General features: G+C 64.1%; 16 protein-coding genes and 1 pseudogene. 2 read left to right on the top strand and 15 right to left on the bottom strand.

Going from position 1 to position 19,054, the window contains the following annotated elements; genetic code table 11:
- The first annotated feature begins 1 nt into the window (after position 1).
- Positions 2 to 1,642, top strand: coding sequence for a relaxase/mobilization nuclease domain-containing protein (locus ACZY0Y_RS11095; protein ID WP_463958006.1), 1,641 nt, complete (start codon positions 2 to 4; stop codon positions 1,640 to 1,642).
- 30 nt (positions 1,643 to 1,672) lie between these two features.
- Positions 1,673 to 2,905: a hypothetical protein gene (locus ACZY0Y_RS11090; RefSeq protein WP_463958004.1), complete on the top strand. Its 1,233-nt coding sequence runs from the start codon at positions 1,673 to 1,675 to the stop codon at positions 2,903 to 2,905.
- Positions 2,906 to 2,950: 45 nt separating this feature from the next.
- Here ACZY0Y_RS11090 and ACZY0Y_RS11085 read toward each other — a convergent pair whose 3' ends face one another.
- The 15 genes and pseudogenes from ACZY0Y_RS11085 to ACZY0Y_RS11015 all read right to left on the bottom strand — a co-directional run bounded on the left by ACZY0Y_RS11085 (position 2,951) and on the right by ACZY0Y_RS11015 (position 19,052).
- Positions 2,951 to 4,240, bottom strand: coding sequence for an ISL3 family transposase (locus tag ACZY0Y_RS11085; RefSeq protein WP_463958003.1), 1,290 nt, complete (start codon positions 4,238 to 4,240; stop codon positions 2,951 to 2,953).
- Between the two features lie 335 nt (positions 4,241 to 4,575).
- Entirely contained in the window at positions 4,576 to 5,523 is a 948-nt protein-coding gene (locus ACZY0Y_RS11080; RefSeq protein ID WP_463958001.1) for a hypothetical protein, read from the bottom strand.
- Between the two features lie 544 nt (positions 5,524 to 6,067).
- Positions 6,068 to 6,880, bottom strand: a complete 813-nt coding sequence (locus tag ACZY0Y_RS11075; RefSeq protein WP_463957999.1) for a TIGR04255 family protein — start codon at positions 6,878 to 6,880, stop codon at positions 6,068 to 6,070.
- Between the two features lie 291 nt (positions 6,881 to 7,171).
- Positions 7,172 to 7,564, bottom strand: a complete 393-nt coding sequence (locus ACZY0Y_RS11070) for a hypothetical protein (RefSeq protein WP_463957997.1) — start codon at positions 7,562 to 7,564, stop codon at positions 7,172 to 7,174.
- Between the two features lie 163 nt (positions 7,565 to 7,727).
- Positions 7,728 to 8,102 carry a CBU_0592 family membrane protein gene (locus tag ACZY0Y_RS11065; protein ID WP_463957995.1) on the bottom strand — a complete coding sequence of 125 codons (375 nt, stop codon included), beginning with the start codon at positions 8,100 to 8,102 and terminating at the stop codon, positions 7,728 to 7,730.
- 300 nt (positions 8,103 to 8,402) lie between these two features.
- Positions 8,403 to 8,612 (bottom strand): annotated as a pseudogene (locus ACZY0Y_RS11060) (acyl-CoA dehydrogenase family protein); the annotation flags it as partial.
- Positions 8,613 to 8,624: 12 nt separating this feature from the next.
- The gene (locus tag ACZY0Y_RS11055) at positions 8,625 to 9,620 is read right to left on the bottom strand and encodes an alpha/beta fold hydrolase (RefSeq protein WP_463957993.1); all 996 of its coding nucleotides are present in this window, start codon (positions 9,618 to 9,620) and stop codon (positions 8,625 to 8,627) included.
- An 8-nt stretch (positions 9,621 to 9,628) separates the two neighbouring features.
- Entirely contained in the window at positions 9,629 to 10,492 is an 864-nt protein-coding gene (locus ACZY0Y_RS11050; RefSeq protein WP_463957992.1) for a 3-hydroxybutyryl-CoA dehydrogenase, read from the bottom strand.
- A complete protein-coding gene (locus ACZY0Y_RS11045) occupies positions 10,489 to 11,253 on the bottom strand; it encodes an enoyl-CoA hydratase/isomerase family protein (RefSeq protein ID WP_463957990.1) in 765 nt (254 codons plus the stop codon). The genes ACZY0Y_RS11050 and ACZY0Y_RS11045 overlap by 4 nt, the downstream gene beginning before the upstream one ends.
- A gap of 17 nt (positions 11,254 to 11,270) precedes the next feature.
- Positions 11,271 to 12,443, bottom strand: coding sequence for an acyl-CoA dehydrogenase family protein (locus tag ACZY0Y_RS11040; RefSeq protein WP_463957988.1), 1,173 nt, complete (start codon positions 12,441 to 12,443; stop codon positions 11,271 to 11,273).
- Between the two features lie 45 nt (positions 12,444 to 12,488).
- Positions 12,489 to 14,582, bottom strand: coding sequence for an acetate--CoA ligase family protein (locus ACZY0Y_RS11035; RefSeq protein ID WP_463957986.1), 2,094 nt, complete (start codon positions 14,580 to 14,582; stop codon positions 12,489 to 12,491).
- The gene (locus ACZY0Y_RS11030) at positions 14,583 to 15,392 is read right to left on the bottom strand and encodes an SDR family NAD(P)-dependent oxidoreductase (protein WP_463957984.1); all 810 of its coding nucleotides are present in this window, start codon (positions 15,390 to 15,392) and stop codon (positions 14,583 to 14,585) included.
- On the bottom strand, positions 15,389 to 17,209 hold the full coding sequence (locus tag ACZY0Y_RS11025; protein WP_463957982.1) for an ABC transporter ATP-binding protein: 1,821 nt from the start codon (positions 17,207 to 17,209) through the stop codon (positions 15,389 to 15,391). Before ACZY0Y_RS11025 ends, ACZY0Y_RS11030 begins: the two co-directional genes overlap by 4 nt.
- Positions 17,206 to 18,105 carry an ABC transporter permease gene (locus ACZY0Y_RS11020; protein ID WP_463957980.1) on the bottom strand — a complete coding sequence of 300 codons (900 nt, stop codon included), beginning with the start codon at positions 18,103 to 18,105 and terminating at the stop codon, positions 17,206 to 17,208. Before ACZY0Y_RS11020 ends, ACZY0Y_RS11025 begins: the two co-directional genes overlap by 4 nt.
- Positions 18,102 to 19,052, bottom strand: a complete 951-nt coding sequence (locus ACZY0Y_RS11015; RefSeq protein WP_463957978.1) for an ABC transporter permease — start codon at positions 19,050 to 19,052, stop codon at positions 18,102 to 18,104. Before ACZY0Y_RS11015 ends, ACZY0Y_RS11020 begins: the two co-directional genes overlap by 4 nt.
- Positions 19,053 to 19,054: the final 2 nt, after the last annotated feature.

Raw genomic sequence — 19,054 nt, 5'->3', positions numbered from 1 at the left:
GATGATTCCGAACATCACCCGGGGTTCGCGCATGGGCGGACTCATGGTTTACCTGGCTTCGACCGAGGCCAACAAGACGAAGAACGCGCACAGCGATCCCCGCCTGGTAGCCGGGGATGCTGCGATCATGGCGTGGTACGACGACGGTGTTCTGGACCGTGACGATGCCCTTGCAATCGCCAAGCACCTGGACCGCCCGCGCAAGATGTTCGGTGTCTCGGTGCAGATCAAGGACATGCAGTGGGATGCGGCCAAGAAGGAGCGCGTTCACGTCGGATACAAGGACGCCAGCGTGTGGCATTGTTCGCTGAGCCTGCGCGTCGAAGAGGGCGCGCTGACGGACCAGCAGTGGGGCGATATCGCCAACGATTTCGTGGACTCCATGGGCTTCACCGAAACCAGCGGAAAGGCCCGCTGCCGGTGGGTCGCGGTCAACCACGGCACGAGTGAGAACGGCAACCACCACATCCACCTGGCTGTCTCCTTGGTCCGCGAAGACGGCACCAAGGCATCCACCCACGGCGACTACAAGAGGGCTCAGGAATCGTGCCGTGAGCTGGAGGTTAAGTACGGGCTGGAACAGCTCTCCACCGTGCACGCCACCCGTGGCTACGACCGGGCCGAGAAGGCCACCGCCGTCCGGGACGAGCGGGAAATGCACCGCTCATCTTTGGCGCGGAAAGTACGCGCCAGCGCCAGCGCCTCGGCGACGGAAGGGGAGTTCGTCCGGCGGGCCCGCGACACCGGCATGCTGGTGCGGCCGCGCTACGCGAAGAACACAACCGACGTCATCGTTGGGTACTCCGTAGCCGAACGCCCCAAGCAGGGCGAGCGGCCCATCTGGTTCGCCGGCGGCACCCTCGCATCCGATCTGAAGCTCGGTGCCTTGCGTGAAGAGTGGATGGACTCACCGCACCTGGCTACCGAAGCTGCAGCCGAGTGGAACGCGGCGGCCCGCAACAGGCGCACCGTCTCCAGGACCGGCCCCGAGAACGGAACACCGCCGGCGGAAATGTGGGTCGAATACACCCGTAACGCGACCGCGCTGGCGGATCAGCTGCGGACCATTCCGCGTGAAGATCACGCGACCTGGGCGAAAGCAGCGAGGGAAGTATCCGGCGCGTTCGCGGCATGGTCCTACCGGCTGGAACCGACGCCGGGTCCATTGGCGGCCACCGCCGCTGAACTGTCCCGCACCGCCCAGCTGCGCGCCCCGCGGGAGCACAGCAAGCCCGTAGCTCTGCCTTCGATTGCCGGGACAGCCATGTTGTTTATGGCCGGGTCCAGTAAGAATAAGACGGCCGCCCAAACAGCACTCATGGTGCAGCTGATCAACACCGCCTTCGCCGTGTACGAAATGCACGCCCAGTCGGGACGGAGCCGTGAGGCGCAGCGCATCCGTTCAGTGGTCGAGCTACAGCTGGCACCGTTCACCGGCACCATGCCCAAGGCCGTGCTGGTGGGTGCGGAACAGCAGTCTGCGACGCAGGCAGGATTGCCGCCTAGGTCAATCGACATCGCACGGCGCGGCATGGTTCCCATCCGCCCGGGATCAGTAGTGCCCTCAACGCCAACACCGGCGACGCCGGCCAAGACTTCCCAGCCCAGCCGACGCGATTCCGGGCCGGGCCTGGACCGATAAGACTCACACGACTAGTGCAAGGGAAACACGATGAGTGAATCAGATGGAATGGACGACGTTGTGGACGGCGGGCTGCGGCAGTCGCTGATGATCGCCTCACGCATTGCGGAGACTCTGGCCCGTCGCCGGCAGGAATCCCAGCGGCAGCAGGAACACCAGGATGCCCAGGTGGGGCACGAAGCGCAGGGACGTCTCGCCGCCGAACGCAGCGCCGCCCACGCAGCGCTGGCGCCCGTGGAGAAGGACCAGTGGTGGGACAAAGCACAGCCCCACGACATCACTACGGCATACGCCGTCGCTGAAGGCTGGAAAGACCACGACCCCACCGCACTGGCCGCCTCGGAAAAGATCCGTCAGGAAGTGCTCACCCGCTACGGAATCGACACCCACGACGTCGGCACAGACAGCGCCTATCTGGAGTCAGGGATTCAGACCGCCGCCACGGAGAAGGCCCGGCAGGACGAACTGTCCCGCAGCCAGGAAGAGACACGCAAGGCCGCCGCCGAACACGAGAAGGCCATGCAGCTGCTCGCCGCGGCCCGCGTCGAAGAACTTCGCGCACAGGCCGTCGAGCTGGCCCCGGAAATGGAGCGCCACCAGGTGCCCGCGGAGTACCTGGCAAACCGTGAGCTGGCCCAGGCATTGCAGACCGCGCACTCAGCAAAGACCCCCGCAGCGGTGGCGGCCGCCGATGCCACCGTGCAGGAACGCCTGTTCCTCATCGGCAAGGACGGCATCAACGGCCCCGACATCGACCAGCTGCGCAAAGAGACCACCGCGAACATCAACGGCGCCGGCGACTCCCACTTCAAGGATCCCGCGTTCATGCAAGCCGCCAAGGACATGCACGAAGCCAATCTCCTGGCCGAGGGCGGGTTCAAAGGCTCCGAACGGACGCCAGTGGCACAACGGTACGAACGCGCGGAGAAGGAACTCTTTGCCCGGATGGAAGGCCTCGGCCGCGAGATCGAAAACCGCGTCACCGGTAGCGACAGCAGCGGGCTCAAAGACCGAGGCCTCGATGCAGAGAGCACGCCGGATGCCGACTACGGCTCGGCCGAACACCACGAGAAATTCGTTGAGTCCCTGGCCAACACCGGCGCCAACGAAACCCAGATACGTGGGCGCCTCGCGGCAGCCCGCAGCGAAGGCACCCACCCCAGCGCTGCCGTGACCACGGGCAAGGGCGCCGCCAAAGCCAGGAAAGCACGCACAGGGGCAGCAGTGGGCTCCGAGAGGGGAAAGAACGGGCTATCCAGGTAACTGGCTCTTCAAGGTTCCCGGGGAATGGTCTGCTGAGATGATTGCTCATGCGGCTATCCGGGCTGCACTTCTCAAGAGGATACGCGATTTGTAGTTGTCGGGGTTTCGGTAGCCGCGGCCGGTTCGTTTGATGTGTTTTATGGCCGTGTTATTGGCCTCCACCTTGGCCGTGGTGGCTCCGGTGACGATGAGGACTTCGATCTCGGCCCACCAGCGGCACACGGTCCTGTAGAGCCTGTTTGTTTCCGGCATCGCGGCCCGTTCCACGAGGTCCGTCAGGGCAGACTTCGCCGCGGCGGCGTCGTCGAGGGAGCCAGTGTTCAGCAGGGTGCGGAGTTGTTCCTTGACTTGCCAGGCGGCCTGGAGGCTGCCGGTCGGATCATCGGCGGCGAACACGCCGGCCAGCCGGTGGTGGCCACGTTTTGAGAGGTTCTCCTCGGCCTTCAGCAGCAGCATCCGGTTAGCCCAGGCCGGGTCCGTGGCCCTGCCCCGCCGGCCCCGCACCTGCTGGGACAGGCCCTGACGGACCGAGGTGAGCATGTCGTTGGCAAGCATCGTGACATGGAAGAGATCCACCGAGACGGCGCTGCGCGGCAGCCACATCCGCAGCGCCTTCCTGAACGCCGCGGACGGGTCGATCGCGACGACCTGCACCCCGAGCCGCCACTGCAGCGGGCGCGCGAAGAGCCATTCCCCAACGCCCTTGTGGTCCCGTCCGTCCACGATACCCAGCACCTGGCCGGTATCCAGATCCACGATCGCGGTCATCCACGGCTCGTACCGGGTCCAGGCCATTGTGCCGGGGTCCTGGAAGAACCGCACGGACCGGTAGCGGTGCTCATCGATGCCCAGCATCCGCGGCGCCAGGAGGTCCACGTCCGGCAGGCGCAGGGCGGCGTCGCCGATGGCCTGCTGGACCAGCCACCACGAGATTCCGAACGCCATGGCGGTCTCGGACACGGCCCGGCCCGAGGTGATGACCGCGTCCAGCACCGTCTCCCGCAGCCGCCGCGTCGACCGTGCCCGGCGCGGGACCTGCGGCGTGGCCTCACAGAACGATTTCCGCTCGCACTCGAACTCGTCACAGAACCAGCGGCGCTTGTCCCAGAGGAGCACCACCGCGCCGGCGACCGGGATGTCCCGCAGCCGCTGGCACCGGCGTTCCTTCACCCGGGACGCGATCACCCCGCAGCTCGGGCATCCCGGCGGGAAGGTCGACTCGACCGTGACATGGCGGGCCCCATCCGGGAGCTGCACGGTGGCGGTGACACGGTAATCGGGCAGGTTGAAGATCATGCTGGCAGCATCATGGCCAGCCACAGTAGGCTCTAACAAGGCTCGTGGTTCCTGTTCAGGTTGAATGCGTAGTAACACTCATCCCAGCAGGACCACGAGTCCTCTGCTAGCTACAACACGAACCTATTTCCCCGGGAACCTTGAAGAGCCAGGTAACTTGTGATTATTGAAAGGGCGGGACTGCGGGAAGGCAGCGCCCTCCCTTTCCGCGATCCACGGTACCGATCACTCCCACGAACTTGAGCGCACCGTTCACCATGCCAATGACAGGACCGTCGCTGTCGCCGTGGTTTGCAGCCTTGTTCGGTGACCCAGTGCAAAGAATCCCGGGGGCTTGGTGGCGTTAGGACAAATACGTAGGGGATAAGGACTCGTCAGGCTCGATGCTCCACACCCGAGAGAACGTCCAAGTCGAGGCTTTCAGTCTGGCTGAAACGTTGATAACTCATCTCAACATCAGAGAGCACCTCCACCTCGAAGGAAATGACTTCACGGTTGAGTGAGGGTCGGAGCAACGTGCCCTGTATCAGCTGTCCGAACTTAGCCCATAGGTTTGCCAACGTGGTCGCGTCACCGCCAGAATTCTGCAGGATGAGCGTCGACACGCGATCCAGATCCAGCCGGTCCCCAGTTTCGCCTTGCTTCAGGCCTCGGATGCGTTTCAGGTCCCATTCCCAGCTGGGATCGGTATCTTCGATTGGGATTAGCTGAGCCTCAGGAACGATTACATAGAGAGTTAAACGACGGCCTGGCTTGGCCCATTGGTCGGCGGAGACGCGAAGATCCGTCACCAAGTCGATGACCTTCCCAAAGGCGCTTTCTGTCCCAGACTTAGTCTGGACACGGCCGCGCAGATCCTTGAATACGGGATACACCTCGTCAGGAAAGGGGAACCTGCTAAAGGCACGCCCAACTCGAGCAGCAATTATTCTCGTACCGTATTCGCTCGCTTCAGCTCCGCAGCGGGCCAGCAGCTTACGCCCAGCCAGCAAAGCCTTGGGGATCGAAGTGGCCCTCTCCATGTCAGCCACATACGCAACGCTGCCGTCTTTTACCGATTCTAGGTACAGCAGAAGCGGCTTTCGTCCCTTTCTAGCATCTGAAAGATCCTGCTTACTTGGATCAATTACGGGGGCAACTAAGCATCGGGTTTTGCTCGGCTGGACGATGTCGCAAGTTTGGCTGAGGATGGCCACACCCGCTGGCGTTTCGACGATTACCGGGGAACCATCGTCTACGCCAGAAAGGATCAAGCAGGTCACGTCTGCAACGTCGCCTTGGCGCAGATTTAGGCAATCATTCGCAACAAATTCTTCAGTCACAGAGAGATGCGATCCCGAACCGACGCTGCGCCAACCTGCAGCTGGGTGTCCGGCTTCAGCTGTTGGAGCAACTTATGAAACAGGCTTTGCCCCTTTGATGAGTCGAGCAGTGCAGCCCGCCGTTGTTCAGGCGTTTCTCCGTCAACCGCGTTTACTAGCGCAAGGATCTCGGATACGCGTTCTGCATGTTGACGAGCCATTGTGGCACCACTCAGCCAATTGTGTACGGACCGCCTGGAGACCCCTAGGAGCCGGCCCACTTGGTCCGTTGTCAATCCGGAAAGCAGACGCAGATCTGCTATGAGCTCAGATGGAGTGCGGGCCACTTGCGACTCCTGCGCGACCGAGACAGTTGTCGGAGAACTAGAGGTCGTTGGCCAGTCAGTGGCGTGCGATTGGCCGCCCATGGAAGTAACAGTCCATGAATAGGTCGGTGCCGGAGCATAGGAAGCGCATGACACTACAAGGGCCAGGCCAAAGGCAAGCGAGTAAGGAAGCTTACTGAGGGGTTCGCCTACGCTCAACGACGTGCTAGTGGAAGTAATCATTCGTTTCCTCCAAATTCACGCAAAAATCCGTCAGTGATTACAAGTTTGAAGTAATCGTATGCAGCATCAGATAGCTTGCCTGCCCTAGTCACGATCGACTGAACGTCGAAAGGCTCAAATTGCTCGGAGGACGCATCAAGATCGAGAACCCAAGAAGAGCCGGGCACTGGAGGTATTGCCGGATCTGCAGTCTCGTTGGGTGGCAAGACGCCGGACCGCACTTGGAGGTTGACGTCGCCAATCGCATATCGCACTTGGTTGGCGCTGCTAACGACGTTGACATCCGGTGATGCTGGAGTCAGCGAAAGATAGCCGAGAACCTCCGGGCGTACGTACTCCGAAAGCCTGGAGATTAGGGCGGTGTCGTCGAGCCTGTTGACATAGCGCACACCCACGCGCTCTATCAATGGTGCTCGGACGTGTGTGTGCACACTTTCGAGGACCTTCACCAAGCGTTCACTGAATTCATCGAACGCTACGTAGCTAGTCGAGTACAGGCTTACGAAACGACGCCCAAGCATGACATGCCACGTTCGATCAACAGAGGCCCAGCGATAAAGAGTGTCGCCAACGCTTTGATGGACGCCATCCGGGGTTACCTGGTATCCGACCTCCTGTATTTCCTCGTAAATTGGGTAGTCCGGCAAGGCAGAGCCAAAATTTAATGCAGTCGCCTTGAGATTCGTCTGCAAATGCGCCAGCTCTGGCCACCGAACTTGACTGAGGACTAGAGCCAAGGGGTTCGATTGCAGTCGAATGCTCTTGGAAGTGTCACCAGTAAATGGGCGGAAACGTTCTCTATCTGCCATGCTTCACACTGTACTTCACACCTGCGACATAGTAGTAGAGCTTGAACCGAGAACGACCGATGTTCCGAGATGGGGTTCCTTGGAGTAGCCGCCGGGCCAGAATCTTCAACAGTCACACCATCAGGACAACCAGTCATAGATGGTGCGGAGATTGCCGCACAGGTCATCCCACCGTCCCGGGAACCGTCCGTCGGTGGCCCATTCCCAGCCGCTCCACGCCCACGATTCCGGGCGGAAGCCGACACGCCAGACCCTACAGGCGGCCTCGCCGCGTCAGTCGTGCAGAAACCATCAGCCTGCGTCCGCGAACACACGTGCGGCGGCCAGCACCTGCGGGCCGGCGTCATCCAGCTGACCGACCCGAATCAGGCGAGCCGGCGGGACATCGTCCAGCTGCGGGTTCATGCCCTGGAACCAGGCCTGCACTACAGCCCGGGAATCACGCTCCGCGAGCAGGGCGGCCACGTGATAAGCCGTGCGGAGCCGGTGCATCACGTCGGCGGAGGGTTTCCGTTCCCCGTCGGCCCATTGCCGGACGGCTCGGGTTTCCTTCACGGAACCGATGTACGCGACCAGCTTCGCTCCCAGGAGGTCCCTCAGGTCCCGGACCAGCACGTCGTCGGCCAGCCGGATGGAATCGTGATGCGCCTTCAGCCCGCCGCGGGCGCCCGTCACTGCAGTCATAGTTCATGGTCCCACGAAAACGCCCGGGTAATCAATGGTCTAAACACAACCCAGATCACACCCGGAATCACAGATATCCGTGATTACGTCAACCTAGCGCCCCGAAGGGGCCACTTGGGGGTCGCTCTGGGCGTTTCACTATTACCGTCTCGCTTCAAGTTTCTCAGCGACATGGGCGTTGTCCATCAATGTCGTCGTGGTCGGAGGAAGTCAGAACTTCAATAACTACGAGTTGGCTGGTTGTGTCAGGGACGCCTGGGAATTGAACCTGGGGCGCATCAACGGCTGTCATCGTCAGCCGGCCAGCCCAATGAATGCGAAGGAGCGCGACGGCGGAAATGAGGAACCAAGCAATATTCGTGGCCACGGAGGGCCATGCTTGGTGGAAGGCGCCATTGACAATGAAGGCAAAGGCGCCGAGGAGGTTTGCCGTCTGGAAGCCCCTGCCGGCCTTCAACCAACCCATGGAGACGGTCAGATACGCGCTGAGTATTGCAGCCGCGCCTGCCCACCCGGCGATTTCCCACAGCAGTTCCATGGTGTCCTTTAGAGGTGGTGCCCGGCTGCTCGCGGCTGGGCGGGGTGTTGATGGTGGGCTTTAGGAGTTTGTTTCGGGTGAAGGACATTACCGAATGGATCAGGCATCGCCCTGCCGCCACGGTTCGTCCTCGGAGACATCCAAGCCCGCGCCGCCGACAGCGGGGAAAGGGGCACCGCGGAAGCGGCCGAACGGGGTGCGTGCCCCGCCGAGAATGACGGGGTTCTGCTATCTGAGTTCATGGGGTTGCCTTTCGAGGCGTGAACGGGAGAAACAGCAAAGATGTTTGCGCGGGGCGCATTAGTTGATGGCGGATATGCCGGTGATGGAGCGGCCCATGGTCAGGGCCTGTACGGTTTCGGTGCCCTTGTAGGTGTGCAGGGCATCGATGTCTGTGTGGCGGGCGACACGGTTAGCGAGCAGGATGCTGGTGCCCCCGAGTAGATCCCTCGCGTTGGACGCAATGGAGCGAGCGGCCCGCGTGCAGGTGAACTTCGCCAGCGAAGCCTGCACTCAGCCCGATTACCACGCAGCCAGCCCCAGGGCTCCGCCAGCCGCCAGGAACTGTTCCTCGTGGGCGGGGTCAATCAGCAGTGTCCGGCCCGCCCTGCTCGCCACAATTCTGGTGCCCATATATGCCACGTCTACCAGGATCTGGTCCCAGTGCCGGTACTGCACATCATGTCCTTCATCGGGATACACCCGTTCCACCAGCGTGCGTTCGGGATCCCGGGCGCTGGTGCTTCCTAAGTCGAGTGCTGCCTTCCAGCGGTCCAGCTGAGTGAGCGGGACGAGTTCATCGGTGTTCCCCCAATACAGGAACACCGGAGCCCGGACGGCTGAGAGGTCCGGGAGCGGGGTGGTGGCGTAGAGCTGAAAGGCCTGCTGTAGCCCTTCCGGCGCCCGGTCCCTTCCCTTGGCGAACAGGCCACGGGTGGCTTCCTCGATGACGGAATCGTCGAAGCCCGGAATCGCATGCACGGAGCTTTCGGCAGGGAACCGCCACCAGGCAACGGGGTCCGCGGCCACCGTTGCGGCGTCGAAGTGGGGTCCCGCGCCCTCGATGGGTTCCGCGAAGGCGCAGGCAAGGTGCAGTGAGCGGATCCTGTCCGGTCGGGCAGCGATCAGGCGGGCCGCGTAGGGGCCGCCGCCTGAGATGGCAATCACTGACACTGTGCTGATGTCCAGGTTGTCCAGCACGGACCAGACATCTTCGGCATACTCTGCAAAGCCCACGGCTGGGTCGAACTCGCTTTGTCCCAGGCCGTTGCGTTCCACTGAGACCACGCGGATTCCCAGTTCCTGTCGGAAGGACCGAGTGAACTCGAGCAGCCGGAAGGCTCGGACGGTGGTACCGGCGCCGCCCAGGAAGAGCAGCGGCACGGCGCCGGGATCGCCGTCGTCAATGTAATTCACGGTGCGGCCCGAGGCCGCGGCTACGGTGCGCACCGCCGGGCCCAGCGGGTCGAAGCCGGAGTTTCGGACCTGAATCCCATTGAGGGCGGTCAGCGTATCCATCGGGTCCTTCAGTTGTAGTCGTAGAAGCCGCGGCCGCTTTTGCGGCCCAGCATTCCGGCGTCCACCATGCGCAGCAGCAGGGGCGGCGGCGCGTAGTGGGGTTCCTTGAGTTCCTCGTAGAGCGAGTTGGCCACGTGCAGGGTGGTGTCCAGTCCCACGAGGTCTGTGAGTTTAAGTGGACCCATTGGGTGTGCGCAGCCAGCCACCATGCCGGTGTCGATGTCCGCGGCGGTGGCGTGGCCGGCTTCCACCATGCGGATTGCCGAAAGCATATAGGGGATCAGCAGGGCGTTGACCACGAAACCGGCGCGGTCCTTGGCGACAATGACCTTCTTGCCAAGGCCCTCAGCGAAGGCTTTGGCCCGCGCCATTGTGCCGTCACTTGTCTGCAGCCCGATGACCAGTTCCACGAGAGGCAGCACGGGCACGGGGTTGAAGAAGTGCACCCCGAGGACCTGTTCCGGGCGCCGGGTGGCCGCCGCGATCCTGCCGATCGGCATGGAGGAGGTGTTAGAGGCCAGGATCGCCTCCGGATCCTGAAGGACGGCGTCGATCCGCCGGAAGGCATCGAGCTTGAGCTCGATGATCTCCGGGACTGCCTCGATCACCAGCTGGCGGTCCGCGAACGACCCGATGTCTGTGCCGAAGCTGATCCTAGCCAGGATGTCATCGCGAACGGCACCGTCCAGCCGTCCCGCCGCCACAGCCTTATCTAGCGACGTGATGACACGTTTGCGGCCGGATGCGACGGCGTCATCGTTCGCCTCCACCACCACCACCGCAGCGCCGGAGCGGGCGCAAACCTCGGCGATTCCCGAGCCCATGAGCCCGCAGCCGAGGACGCCAATCCGTTCCACGCCGCCGGCGTTCATTGTCCGCCCTCGGCCGGACGGTTCAGCGCGGCGTAGGCAAGCTGTTCGATCAGAAGCGAGGCGGAGGCTGAGGACTCGGCGGCGACATCGATCGCGGCCTTGGTCCAAGCCACCGCCATGGCGGGCTGCCCGGCCAGGACGGCTGCCCGCTCCAATGCGATGGGGAGGGCCTCACCGGCTGGCACCACTTCGCGGACCAGACCGAGGCGGTGGGCCTCGGATGCGCTAAAGCGTTCACCGAAGAGGATGATCTCCTTGGCGATGGCTGGCCCGACTGCCCGGACCAGCCGCGTCAGCCCGCCGGAGCTCGGGAGAATCCCGAGCCCCACCTCCGGCAGGCCAAAGCTCGCCGTTTCTTCGGCGATTCGGATATCGCAGGCCAGCGCCAGCTCAAAGCCGGCTCCAAGGCAATATCCGGACACCGCGGCCACCGTGGGCTGCGGCAGCCTGGCTACTGTCTCGTAGAGCGAGCCGCTGCCCCTGTAGTAGGCGGCGATCCGCTCCGGCGTCATGTCTGGCAGTTCGGAAGTGTCAGCCCCTGCGGAGAAGGCGCTTGCCGATCCGGTGAAGATGATGGCCGCTGCCCCGGCCACGGCGGACGAGCGCAGGGCATCAATCAATTCCTGCTCGAGAGCGGTCGATAGGGCGTTGAGTTTGTCGGGACGGTTCAGCTGCAGCACTGCGACGTTCCCGTGGTGCCGCAGCTTCACGAGGGGCGCGTCGCCGACCGCAGGGGTTGCCGGACCTTTGGCGGTCGCCATCTCCGCGGCCCTGGACGTCACTGGGGTACCGCCCCGGCGTAGGCCAGCAGCCCCCCGGCTCCGCGCTTCTTGATTTCGTTGCCGATAATGATGGTCTGGATTTCGGAGGTGCCTTCCCAGATGCGGTCCACGCGCAGTTCACGCCACAGTCGCTCCACCGGGTTTTCGCGCATGTAGCCCCGCCCACCGAAGATCTGCAGGGCGTTGTCCACGCAGCGGTTGGAGGCCTCGGAGGCGCCGAGCTTGATGACGGCGGCCTTGGCATTGAGCAGTTTGCGGTCCATGCCCTGGTCCGCTTCCCAGGCAACCTGGTAGGTGAGGGCGCGATTGGTCATGATGTCCACTGTGTTCTTGGCCAGCATGTTTTGGATCAGCTGGAACTCGATGATGGGCTGGCCGAATTGAACGCGTTCCTTGGCGAACTCCGCGGCCAGCAGTGTGGCCCGCTCAGCTGCCCCGATGGTGCGGGCCGCGATCATGAGGCGTTCCTCGACGAACCAGTCACGGGTGAGTTCGTAGCCCTGGCCGATTTCGCCCAGGATCTTGTCCGCGCCGACGCGTACGTCCTCGAAGAGGAATTCGGGGTGCTCATAAACAAAGGTATGGGTGTAGCGCGGGGTTCGCGTGACCGAGACGCCCGGCAGATCCTTGTCCACCAGGAACATGGTGGGGGCCCCGTCCACGCTGGCCAGCACCAGGATGAAGTCGGCTGCGTCGCCCACCGTGACGAAGAGCTTTTCGCCGTTGATCAGGTAGGAGTCGCCATCTTTGACGGCGGTGGTTTGGATATTCTGCGGGTCCGACCCGGCGTCGGGTTCGGTGATGGCGACGGCGTCGCGGCGCTGGCCGAGGATTTCGGGGATGAGGTATTCCTCCCGCTGCGCCTGGGTGCAGGCTTTGAGGGCGTTGGCCGGGCGCCACAGGGTGTCCCACAGGGCGCCGGTCAGCTTGCCGACCTCTTCTGAGACGATGGCGTGCTCAAGGACGTTCAGGCCGGCGCCGCCCCATTCGGCTGGCATGTTGATGGCGGCCAGGCCATGGTTGATGACCAGCTGCCTGACCTTGGCGTGCTGGTCCTCGGTGAGGCCGTTGTTCATTTCGCAGTCAAGCTCATACTGCATCATTTCGTTGGTCCAGGCGGCAGCGCGCTGCTTGAGTTCGATCTGCTGGGGTGTCATCCGGAAGTCCATGGGTGTTCTCCTTCTTAGGTGGGGTTGTGGTTGTTCAGTTCCGGCTCAGCCGAGCACGATACGGGCATCGAGGGCGATAGCTCCGGAGGGCGTCGCTGCCACCGGGTTGCATTCGATCTCGGTGATCTCGGGGTGGGCCGCAGCCAGGGTCGAAAGACGGGCAACAACGTCGGCGGCCGCGTCCAAGTCCACCGGCGCCCGGCCGCGGGCTCCGGTGAGCAGAGCTGCTCCGCGGAGGGATAGCAGCATGTCTTTGGCCTGTTGTGGGGTCACCGGTCCCAGCGCGCAGCGGACGTCGTGGAGGATTTCGGCGAACACCCCGCCCAGTCCCACCAATACGAGGGGGCCAAAACGAGGGTCGCGGCGCACGCCGACCAAGAGCTCCACGGCGCCCGTGAGATCCGCCATTTCCTCAATGGAGCACGACGGCGGTGCCAGCCGGCGGGTGACGTCCCGCCACGCGGCAAGCAGCGCAGACTGGTCTGGGATGTTGAGGATGACTCCGCCGCGGTCGGACTTGTGTTCGTCACCGAGGGCTTTGAGTACCAGCGGGTATTTCAGGCCTGCGGCGACGCGAAGGAGCTCGTCTTCCCCTGAGACTTCGGCCGCCGCAACAAACGGGATGCCGGCGTCGGAGAGAAGTTCGCGGGAGGGGTAGTAGCCGGCGTCCTCCACCGGCGCCGCGGCTTCCGGAAGCCGCGGGATGCCGGTGGCTGGTTCGGCGTGCCGGCGGGCCAATCTGCCGAGCGCCCACGCGGCTTCCTCGATTCCGCGATAGACGGGTATGCCGCCCTCACGCAGGGCACCCGCCGCGGGGGACTGCCAGTTCATGGTTTGCACCAACACGGTTCCGCCATGGGCTGCCGTTTCGGTGGCCATCTGCTGGGCGGCCTCGATTTCGCGTTGGGCCAATTCCGGTCCGTAGCTTCCGTAGCCGCCGAAGTAGCCGCTCATCAGGGTAGCGTCGACATCGTTGCTGGTGGTCAGGTGCGCCAGCACGCGCTTGAAGCACATGATGTCTTGTTCGCCGCCGCCGGCCACGTCCACGGGGTTGCTGACAGCAGCGGTGGGCGGCAGTTCGGCGGCTACGGCAGCCTGCAGGGCGGCGCCAAATTCGACGACGTCGAGACCTTGACTGGCTGCGCTGTCGCTCGCCACGGATGCCTGGCCGCCGCCGTCAGCGAATACAGCTGTGCGCCGCCCCTGCGGCACCCGGCTGCGGACGAGGGCCTGCAGCAGGTGGGCCATCTGGGCGGGTGAGGTGACCTGCTCGATTCCGGCGGCACGGCACGCGGCATCCACCACGATCCCGGAGGAAACCATGGCGCCCGTGTGCGATTTGGCGTTCCTGACAGAGGCGTCGGTGGCTCCGACCGTCAGCAGGACCACGGGCTTTCCGGCCTCCGCCGCGCGCTGGGCGGCGCGGGCGAAACGGCGGCCGTCCAGGAAGTCCTCGCAGTACACGGCGATCGCGGCCGTGCCTTCGTGGTCCACATAGGCGTCGATCAGGTCGGCGGCGTCAAGATCCGCCTGGTTGCCCAGGGAGGCGAAGCGGGAGACGCCAAGTCCGTGGTCCACTAGGAGTCCGGCGAGTTCGAGCGCAAGGTTTCCGCTCTGGGAGATCACCCCGACGGTGCCCACCGGGAATTCGTTGGAGGCGAGTTTGAGAGAGCTGGTGTGGTCCAGCACACCCAGGCAGTTGGGACCCAGCATCCGGGCACCTGCGGCGCGGATCTTGGCCGTGATCCGCTCCTGCATCGCGAGCCCTTCCCCGCCGGCTTCCCCGAGCCCGGCGCTGATACCCACAATGGCCCTAGCGCCGCCAGCCAGCGCGTCGTCAACAGCTTCCTCGAAGCCTGCGGCCGGGACGGCGATGACGGCAAGGTCGATCTGGCTGCCGATGGCGACGATGCTGGGTACCGTGGGCCGGCCCAGAACGGTGGGCCGGGTGCGGTTCACGAGGTGGACCGGCACGCCGCCGGTGAGGGCCTGCACGGCGATCCAGTTGCCGTACTTACGGGTGTCGTCGCTGGCGCCGATGATGGCGACAGCGTTGGGCGAGAAAAGGGCGCTCAAGCTGACGGAGGTTTCTTCTTCGGCTTCGTCGGGCCGGGCGCTCGGATCCAGGGTGACAGTCATTTAGTACTCCTTTGCGGGGACGGGCCGGCCGGATCCCCAGGCGTCGGCACCGCCGTCGATGGCGATGGTGGTTCCGGTGATATAGCGTGCTGCGTCGGTGGCCAGGAAAGTGATGACCTCCGATACGTCTTCGGGTTGGCCGAGTCGGCCCAAGGGGACGCCCTGTTCCCACTCGGCGCGGGCCTGGGCTGGGTACTGTTCCAGACCCTCGCTGATGATGCTGCCGGGCGCCACCGCTACCGAACGGATGCCATAACGGCTCCATTCAAGGGCCAGTCCGGACGCGAGGTTCTCAACGGCCGCCCGGGCTGCGGTGGCATGCACCATGCCCGGTATGCCACGGCGCGGCGAAAAGGCCATGAAAACTACCAGGCCGGAGCGGTTGGGGATCATGCTGCGCGTGGCCACCTCGCGGGTAAGGTTCCAGACGCTTTCCACGGAGAGGCGGTGCACGGCGCGCCAACCGCTAAGCGAAATGTCCTCGGCCGGGGCCTGAAACTGGCCGCCTGCGTTGTTGACCAGAATGTCGATCCGGCCGAACGTCGACAGGGCCTCGTCGACGAGCTGCGCAGCGTGTTCGGGTTCCCGGATGTCCCCTGCCACGACGTGGGCTTCGCTGCCCGCGGCGCGGACGAGCTCGGCCGTTTCTTTGAGGAGTGTCTCGCGGCGCCCGGCGACCACCACATGGGCACCGCAGCGGGCCATGGACAGGGCCGTGGCGCGGCCGATGCCCGTGCCTCCGCCTGTGATCAGTACAACCTTGCCAGCGAGGGCTTTAGGGTGAAGGCTCACGGCGGGGCGGGTGTTCACAGAGACCTTACGGGCAGCAGTGGGGAACCGGCCGCGGTTTCCGGCAGCGTTGCACGCAGCTGGAAGTTCGGCGTGGCTTGGATCAATGACTGTGTATATCTGTGTTGTGGGTTTGCGAACACGCTTTCCACCTCTCCGAATTCGACGATCCGGCCGCGTTCCAGGACAGCCACCTGCTGTGCAATGTTCCGCACCAGGGCGATGTTGTGGGTGATGAAGAGTAGCGTCAGGCCCATCTCTGCCTGCAGGTTCCGGAGCAGGTCCACCAGAGAGGACTGCACCGAGACATCCAGGGCCGAGGTGATCTCATCGCAGATGAGAACCTCGGGTTCGGTTGCCAGTGCCCGGGCGATCGCCACGCGCTGACGTTCTCCGCCGCTGAGCTGGTCCGGGTATCGCAAGGCATGGTCGGGCCGCAGCGAAGCCCTTTCCAGGGCGTTTGCCACGATTTCCCTACCGTTGCGGACCTTCCCGCGCACCGCGGTGACGGGTTGCAGGATCAATTCCTCCACGGTCCGGCGCGGATTAAGGGACTCGTAGGGGTTCTGGAAGATGTATTGGACCCGCCGGCGCTGTTCTTTGCTGCGTTTGAAGCTGCTCGCGGCGAGGGGTTCTCCGTCGAGCGTCAATGACCCGGTGAATTCGTGGTGCAGTCCGGCGATGCAGCGGCTCAGGGTGGTCTTGCCGGAGCCGGACTCGCCCAGCAGTGCCACGCAATCGCCAGCGAAGACCTCAAGGTTGATGTCCTGCAGGACCGTGTTGCTGCCATAGCCGGCCTTGAGTCCGTCGATCCGGACAACGGCCATCTCATCCGCGGGCCGTGCCGGACTGTTCGTCCGGACAAGAGCGCGGACAGCGGGAAGAGGCATGTCGGCTTTGAAACAGCGCACCGAATGGCGGGGCCCGACGTCGGTGCTTGCCGGGGCTGCGGAAGTGCAGGCATCATCGGCAAGCGGACAGCGCGGGGCAAAGGCGCATCCTGCCGGTCTGGCCATGGGTGAGGGCGCGTGGCCGGGAATGCCGATCATGGGCCGCTGGGCGTCCAGGTCCGGGACGGCCAGCAAAAGGCGGCCGGTGTAGGGATGGCTTGGATTGGCCAGAACCTGGGCGGTACTGCCGATTTCGACGATCCGGCCGGAGTACATTACAGCGATGCGGTCCGCCAACTCGGCCACAACAGCCATGTCGTGGCTGATGTAGACGGCGGCACAGTCGTAGATCGTGCACATATCCCGAACGGTCTTCAGCACGTGCTCCTGAGTACTGACGTCCAGACCCGTGGTCGGCTCGTCCATGACGATCAGGGCCGGTCGGGCGGTAAAGGCCATGGCGATGGCCACGCGTTGCTGCTGCCCGCCTGAGAGCTGGTGCGGGTAGCGGGCCAGGAAGGCGTCGCTGTCATCCAACGCCACCTCGCGCAGGACCTGGCGGACCCGCTCCAGCACCGCCGCGGGTTCGCCGGCAAGGCACTCCTTGAGCTGGGTGCCGATGCGCAAGGCAGGGTTTAGGGCCGACGCCGGGGACTGGGGGATGTAGGCCACGGTCTGGCCGCGCAGCCGACGCACCTCGCGCCAGTGCAGCCCGGCAAGTTCCTGCCCTGCGACGCTGACGCTGCCGCCCCCCAGCACGGTGCCTTCCTTGCAGTAGTTCAGCAGGGCCAGGCCCAGGGTGGTTTTGCCGGAGCCGGACTCTCCCACGACCCCCAGGATTTCTCCGGGGCGCACCTCCAGAGAGAGTTCCTCAACAATGGCAGCCATCGACGGAACGCCGACGATCTTCAGGTTGTCCACTACCAGGGTGGGCGCCGTGGTGCTCATACCGTGACTCCTTCGTCGCTGCCGATGGCGGCCTTGGCCAGTCCGTCCGTGACCAGGTTGGTGCCCACCGTCAGCACCGCGATGGCGATGACCGGCAGAGTCACCGACCACGGCGAGACCGTTAGGGCAATCCGGTTTTCATTTATCATCAGGCCCCAGTCCGGGGTGGGTGGCTGCATACCCAGGCCCAGGAAGCTCAGGCCGGCCACGAGGCCGATCGAGTAGGTCAGGCGAAGGCCAAACTCCACAGCAAGGGTGGAGCTGATATTGGGGACAATCTCGCCCACGACGATGCGCCAACGCGGGATCCCCACGGATTCAGCAGCTTTGATGAAGTCCCGTTCGACGACGGACATCGCGGCGCCGCGTACCACCCGCGCCACCCGGGGCAGATGCCCCAGGGCCACCATTAGCACCAGCAGCCAAAGTTGCGGTCCAATAATGGACAGGAAAAGCAGCGCAAGCACAATTTGCGGGAAGGCGAGTGCGACGTCGCCGGTGCGCATCAGGGCCTCGTCCAACCAGCCGCGATGGTACGCGGCGGCCACGCCTATCAGGGCGCCCAGGGAAACGCCCAAGGCCGTGCCCAGCAGGGCAAGGATCATCAGGGTTTGCCCGCCGGCCAAAAAGCGCGAGAGCACGTCCCTGCCGAGGTTGTCTGTGCCGAAGGGGCCGCCGATACCGGCGGGTGAGAACGGCGCCGCGACAAAGTCGGTGGGCGAATGGGGGGCCACCAGCGGGCCCAAGAATGCCAGGGCAAAGATCAGCCCGGTCATCATCATTCCGATCATGGTCCGCCGGGATTTGAGGGCCCGCCGGAGAAGACCCTGCTTGCGCTTGGTCCGAGTGGGCACGGCGGAGCGGTAAATGGCCGTATTGGCCACGCCATTGCTCATAGCGCTGTCCTGACTTTCGGGTTGGCAGCGAGGGTGACGACGTCGGCCAAGAGGTTTACGACGACGTAGAAGAGGGCGATGATGATCGTGAGGGCCTGCACTACCGGCATGTCACGGTTTGTGACCGCATCGATCAACTGGAATCCGACGCCCGGGAAACGGAAGAGGAACTCCACGATCACCACGCCGCCAATCAGCCAGGCCAGCTGCAGGGCAATGACCTGCGCGACCGGGCCGATGGCGTTCGGGATGGCGTGGCGCAGGATGACGGTGCGCTCCGGCAGCCCCTTCAGTCGCGCCTGCTGGACGTACTGGCTGTTCAGTACCTCCAACATCGTGGCCCGCATAATCCGGATGATGTACGGGCAGACGGCCAACACCAACGTCAGGACCGGCAGCACCAGTGCGGCCGGATTGTTCCAGACCTGCTGGCCCGGGACCTGGACAAAGACGGCCGGGAACAGGTGGAACAGACCGGTAGAAAGCAGCAGCACCAGCAGCACGCCGACCACAAACTCAGGCAGCGAGGCCAGTACCAGAGTCACAATGCCTGTCACGTTGTCTACGGCGGTGTCCTTCTTCAGTGCGCTCCATGTTCCGATGCCGATTGCCAACGGGATGGCGATTACTGCGGAGAAGAGCATCAGGACGGATGAGTTCAGTAGCGTCGGGGCCACAGCCGAGCTGACCGGTACGCCGCCTGCGAGCGATGTGCCGAGGTTGAAGGAGAGCAGGTTGCCGAGCCAAGCAAAGTACTGCTCCGGCAGTGAGCCGCCCAGGTGGAGTTGTTCGCGCAGGGCGGCAAGCCGCTCCGGTGTGGCCTCCCGGCCCAGAATGGCCTGGGCCGCGTCGCCCGGAAGTGCCTGAGTAGCAAGGAAGACCACCAGTGACACGACCCAGAGGGTAAACAAACCGAAGAGAAAGCGCCGCAGGAACAACCGGCTCATCC

It is taken from the genome of Pseudarthrobacter kochi (assembly GCF_055412805.1).
This window is presented reverse-complemented; position numbering and strand designations above follow the sequence as displayed.

Bases quoted from the DNA above. Each gene is read 5' to 3' on its own strand.
- ACZY0Y_RS11065 (WP_463957995.1), bottom strand. From the start codon at position 8,102: ATGGAACTGCTGTGGGAAATCGCCGGGTGGGCAGGCGCGGCTGCAATA.
- ACZY0Y_RS11020 (WP_463957980.1), bottom strand. From the start codon at position 18,105: ATGAGCAATGGCGTGGCCAATACGGCCATTTACCGCTCCGCCGTGCCC.
- ACZY0Y_RS11040 (WP_463957988.1), bottom strand. From the start codon at position 12,443: ATGGACTTCCGGATGACACCCCAGCAGATCGAACTCAAGCAGCGCGCT.
- ACZY0Y_RS11095 (WP_463958006.1), top strand. From the start codon at position 2: ATGATTCCGAACATCACCCGGGGTTCGCGCATGGGCGGACTCATGGTT.
- ACZY0Y_RS11090 (WP_463958004.1), top strand. From the start codon at position 1,673: ATGAGTGAATCAGATGGAATGGACGACGTTGTGGACGGCGGGCTGCGG.
- ACZY0Y_RS11035 (WP_463957986.1), bottom strand. From the start codon at position 14,582: ATGACTGTCACCCTGGATCCGAGCGCCCGGCCCGACGAAGCCGAAGAA.
- ACZY0Y_RS11050 (WP_463957992.1), bottom strand. From the start codon at position 10,492: ATGAACGCCGGCGGCGTGGAACGGATTGGCGTCCTCGGCTGCGGGCTC.
- ACZY0Y_RS11015 (WP_463957978.1), bottom strand. From the start codon at position 19,052: ATGAGCCGGTTGTTCCTGCGGCGCTTTCTCTTCGGTTTGTTTACCCTC.
- ACZY0Y_RS11025 (WP_463957982.1), bottom strand. From the start codon at position 17,209: ATGAGCACCACGGCGCCCACCCTGGTAGTGGACAACCTGAAGATCGTC.
- ACZY0Y_RS11055 (WP_463957993.1), bottom strand. From the start codon at position 9,620: ATGGATACGCTGACCGCCCTCAATGGGATTCAGGTCCGAAACTCCGGC.
- ACZY0Y_RS11075 (WP_463957999.1), bottom strand. From the start codon at position 6,880: ATGGCAGATAGAGAACGTTTCCGCCCATTTACTGGTGACACTTCCAAG.
- ACZY0Y_RS11045 (WP_463957990.1), bottom strand. From the start codon at position 11,253: ATGGCGACCGCCAAAGGTCCGGCAACCCCTGCGGTCGGCGACGCGCCC.
- ACZY0Y_RS11070 (WP_463957997.1), bottom strand. From the start codon at position 7,564: ATGACTGCAGTGACGGGCGCCCGCGGCGGGCTGAAGGCGCATCACGAT.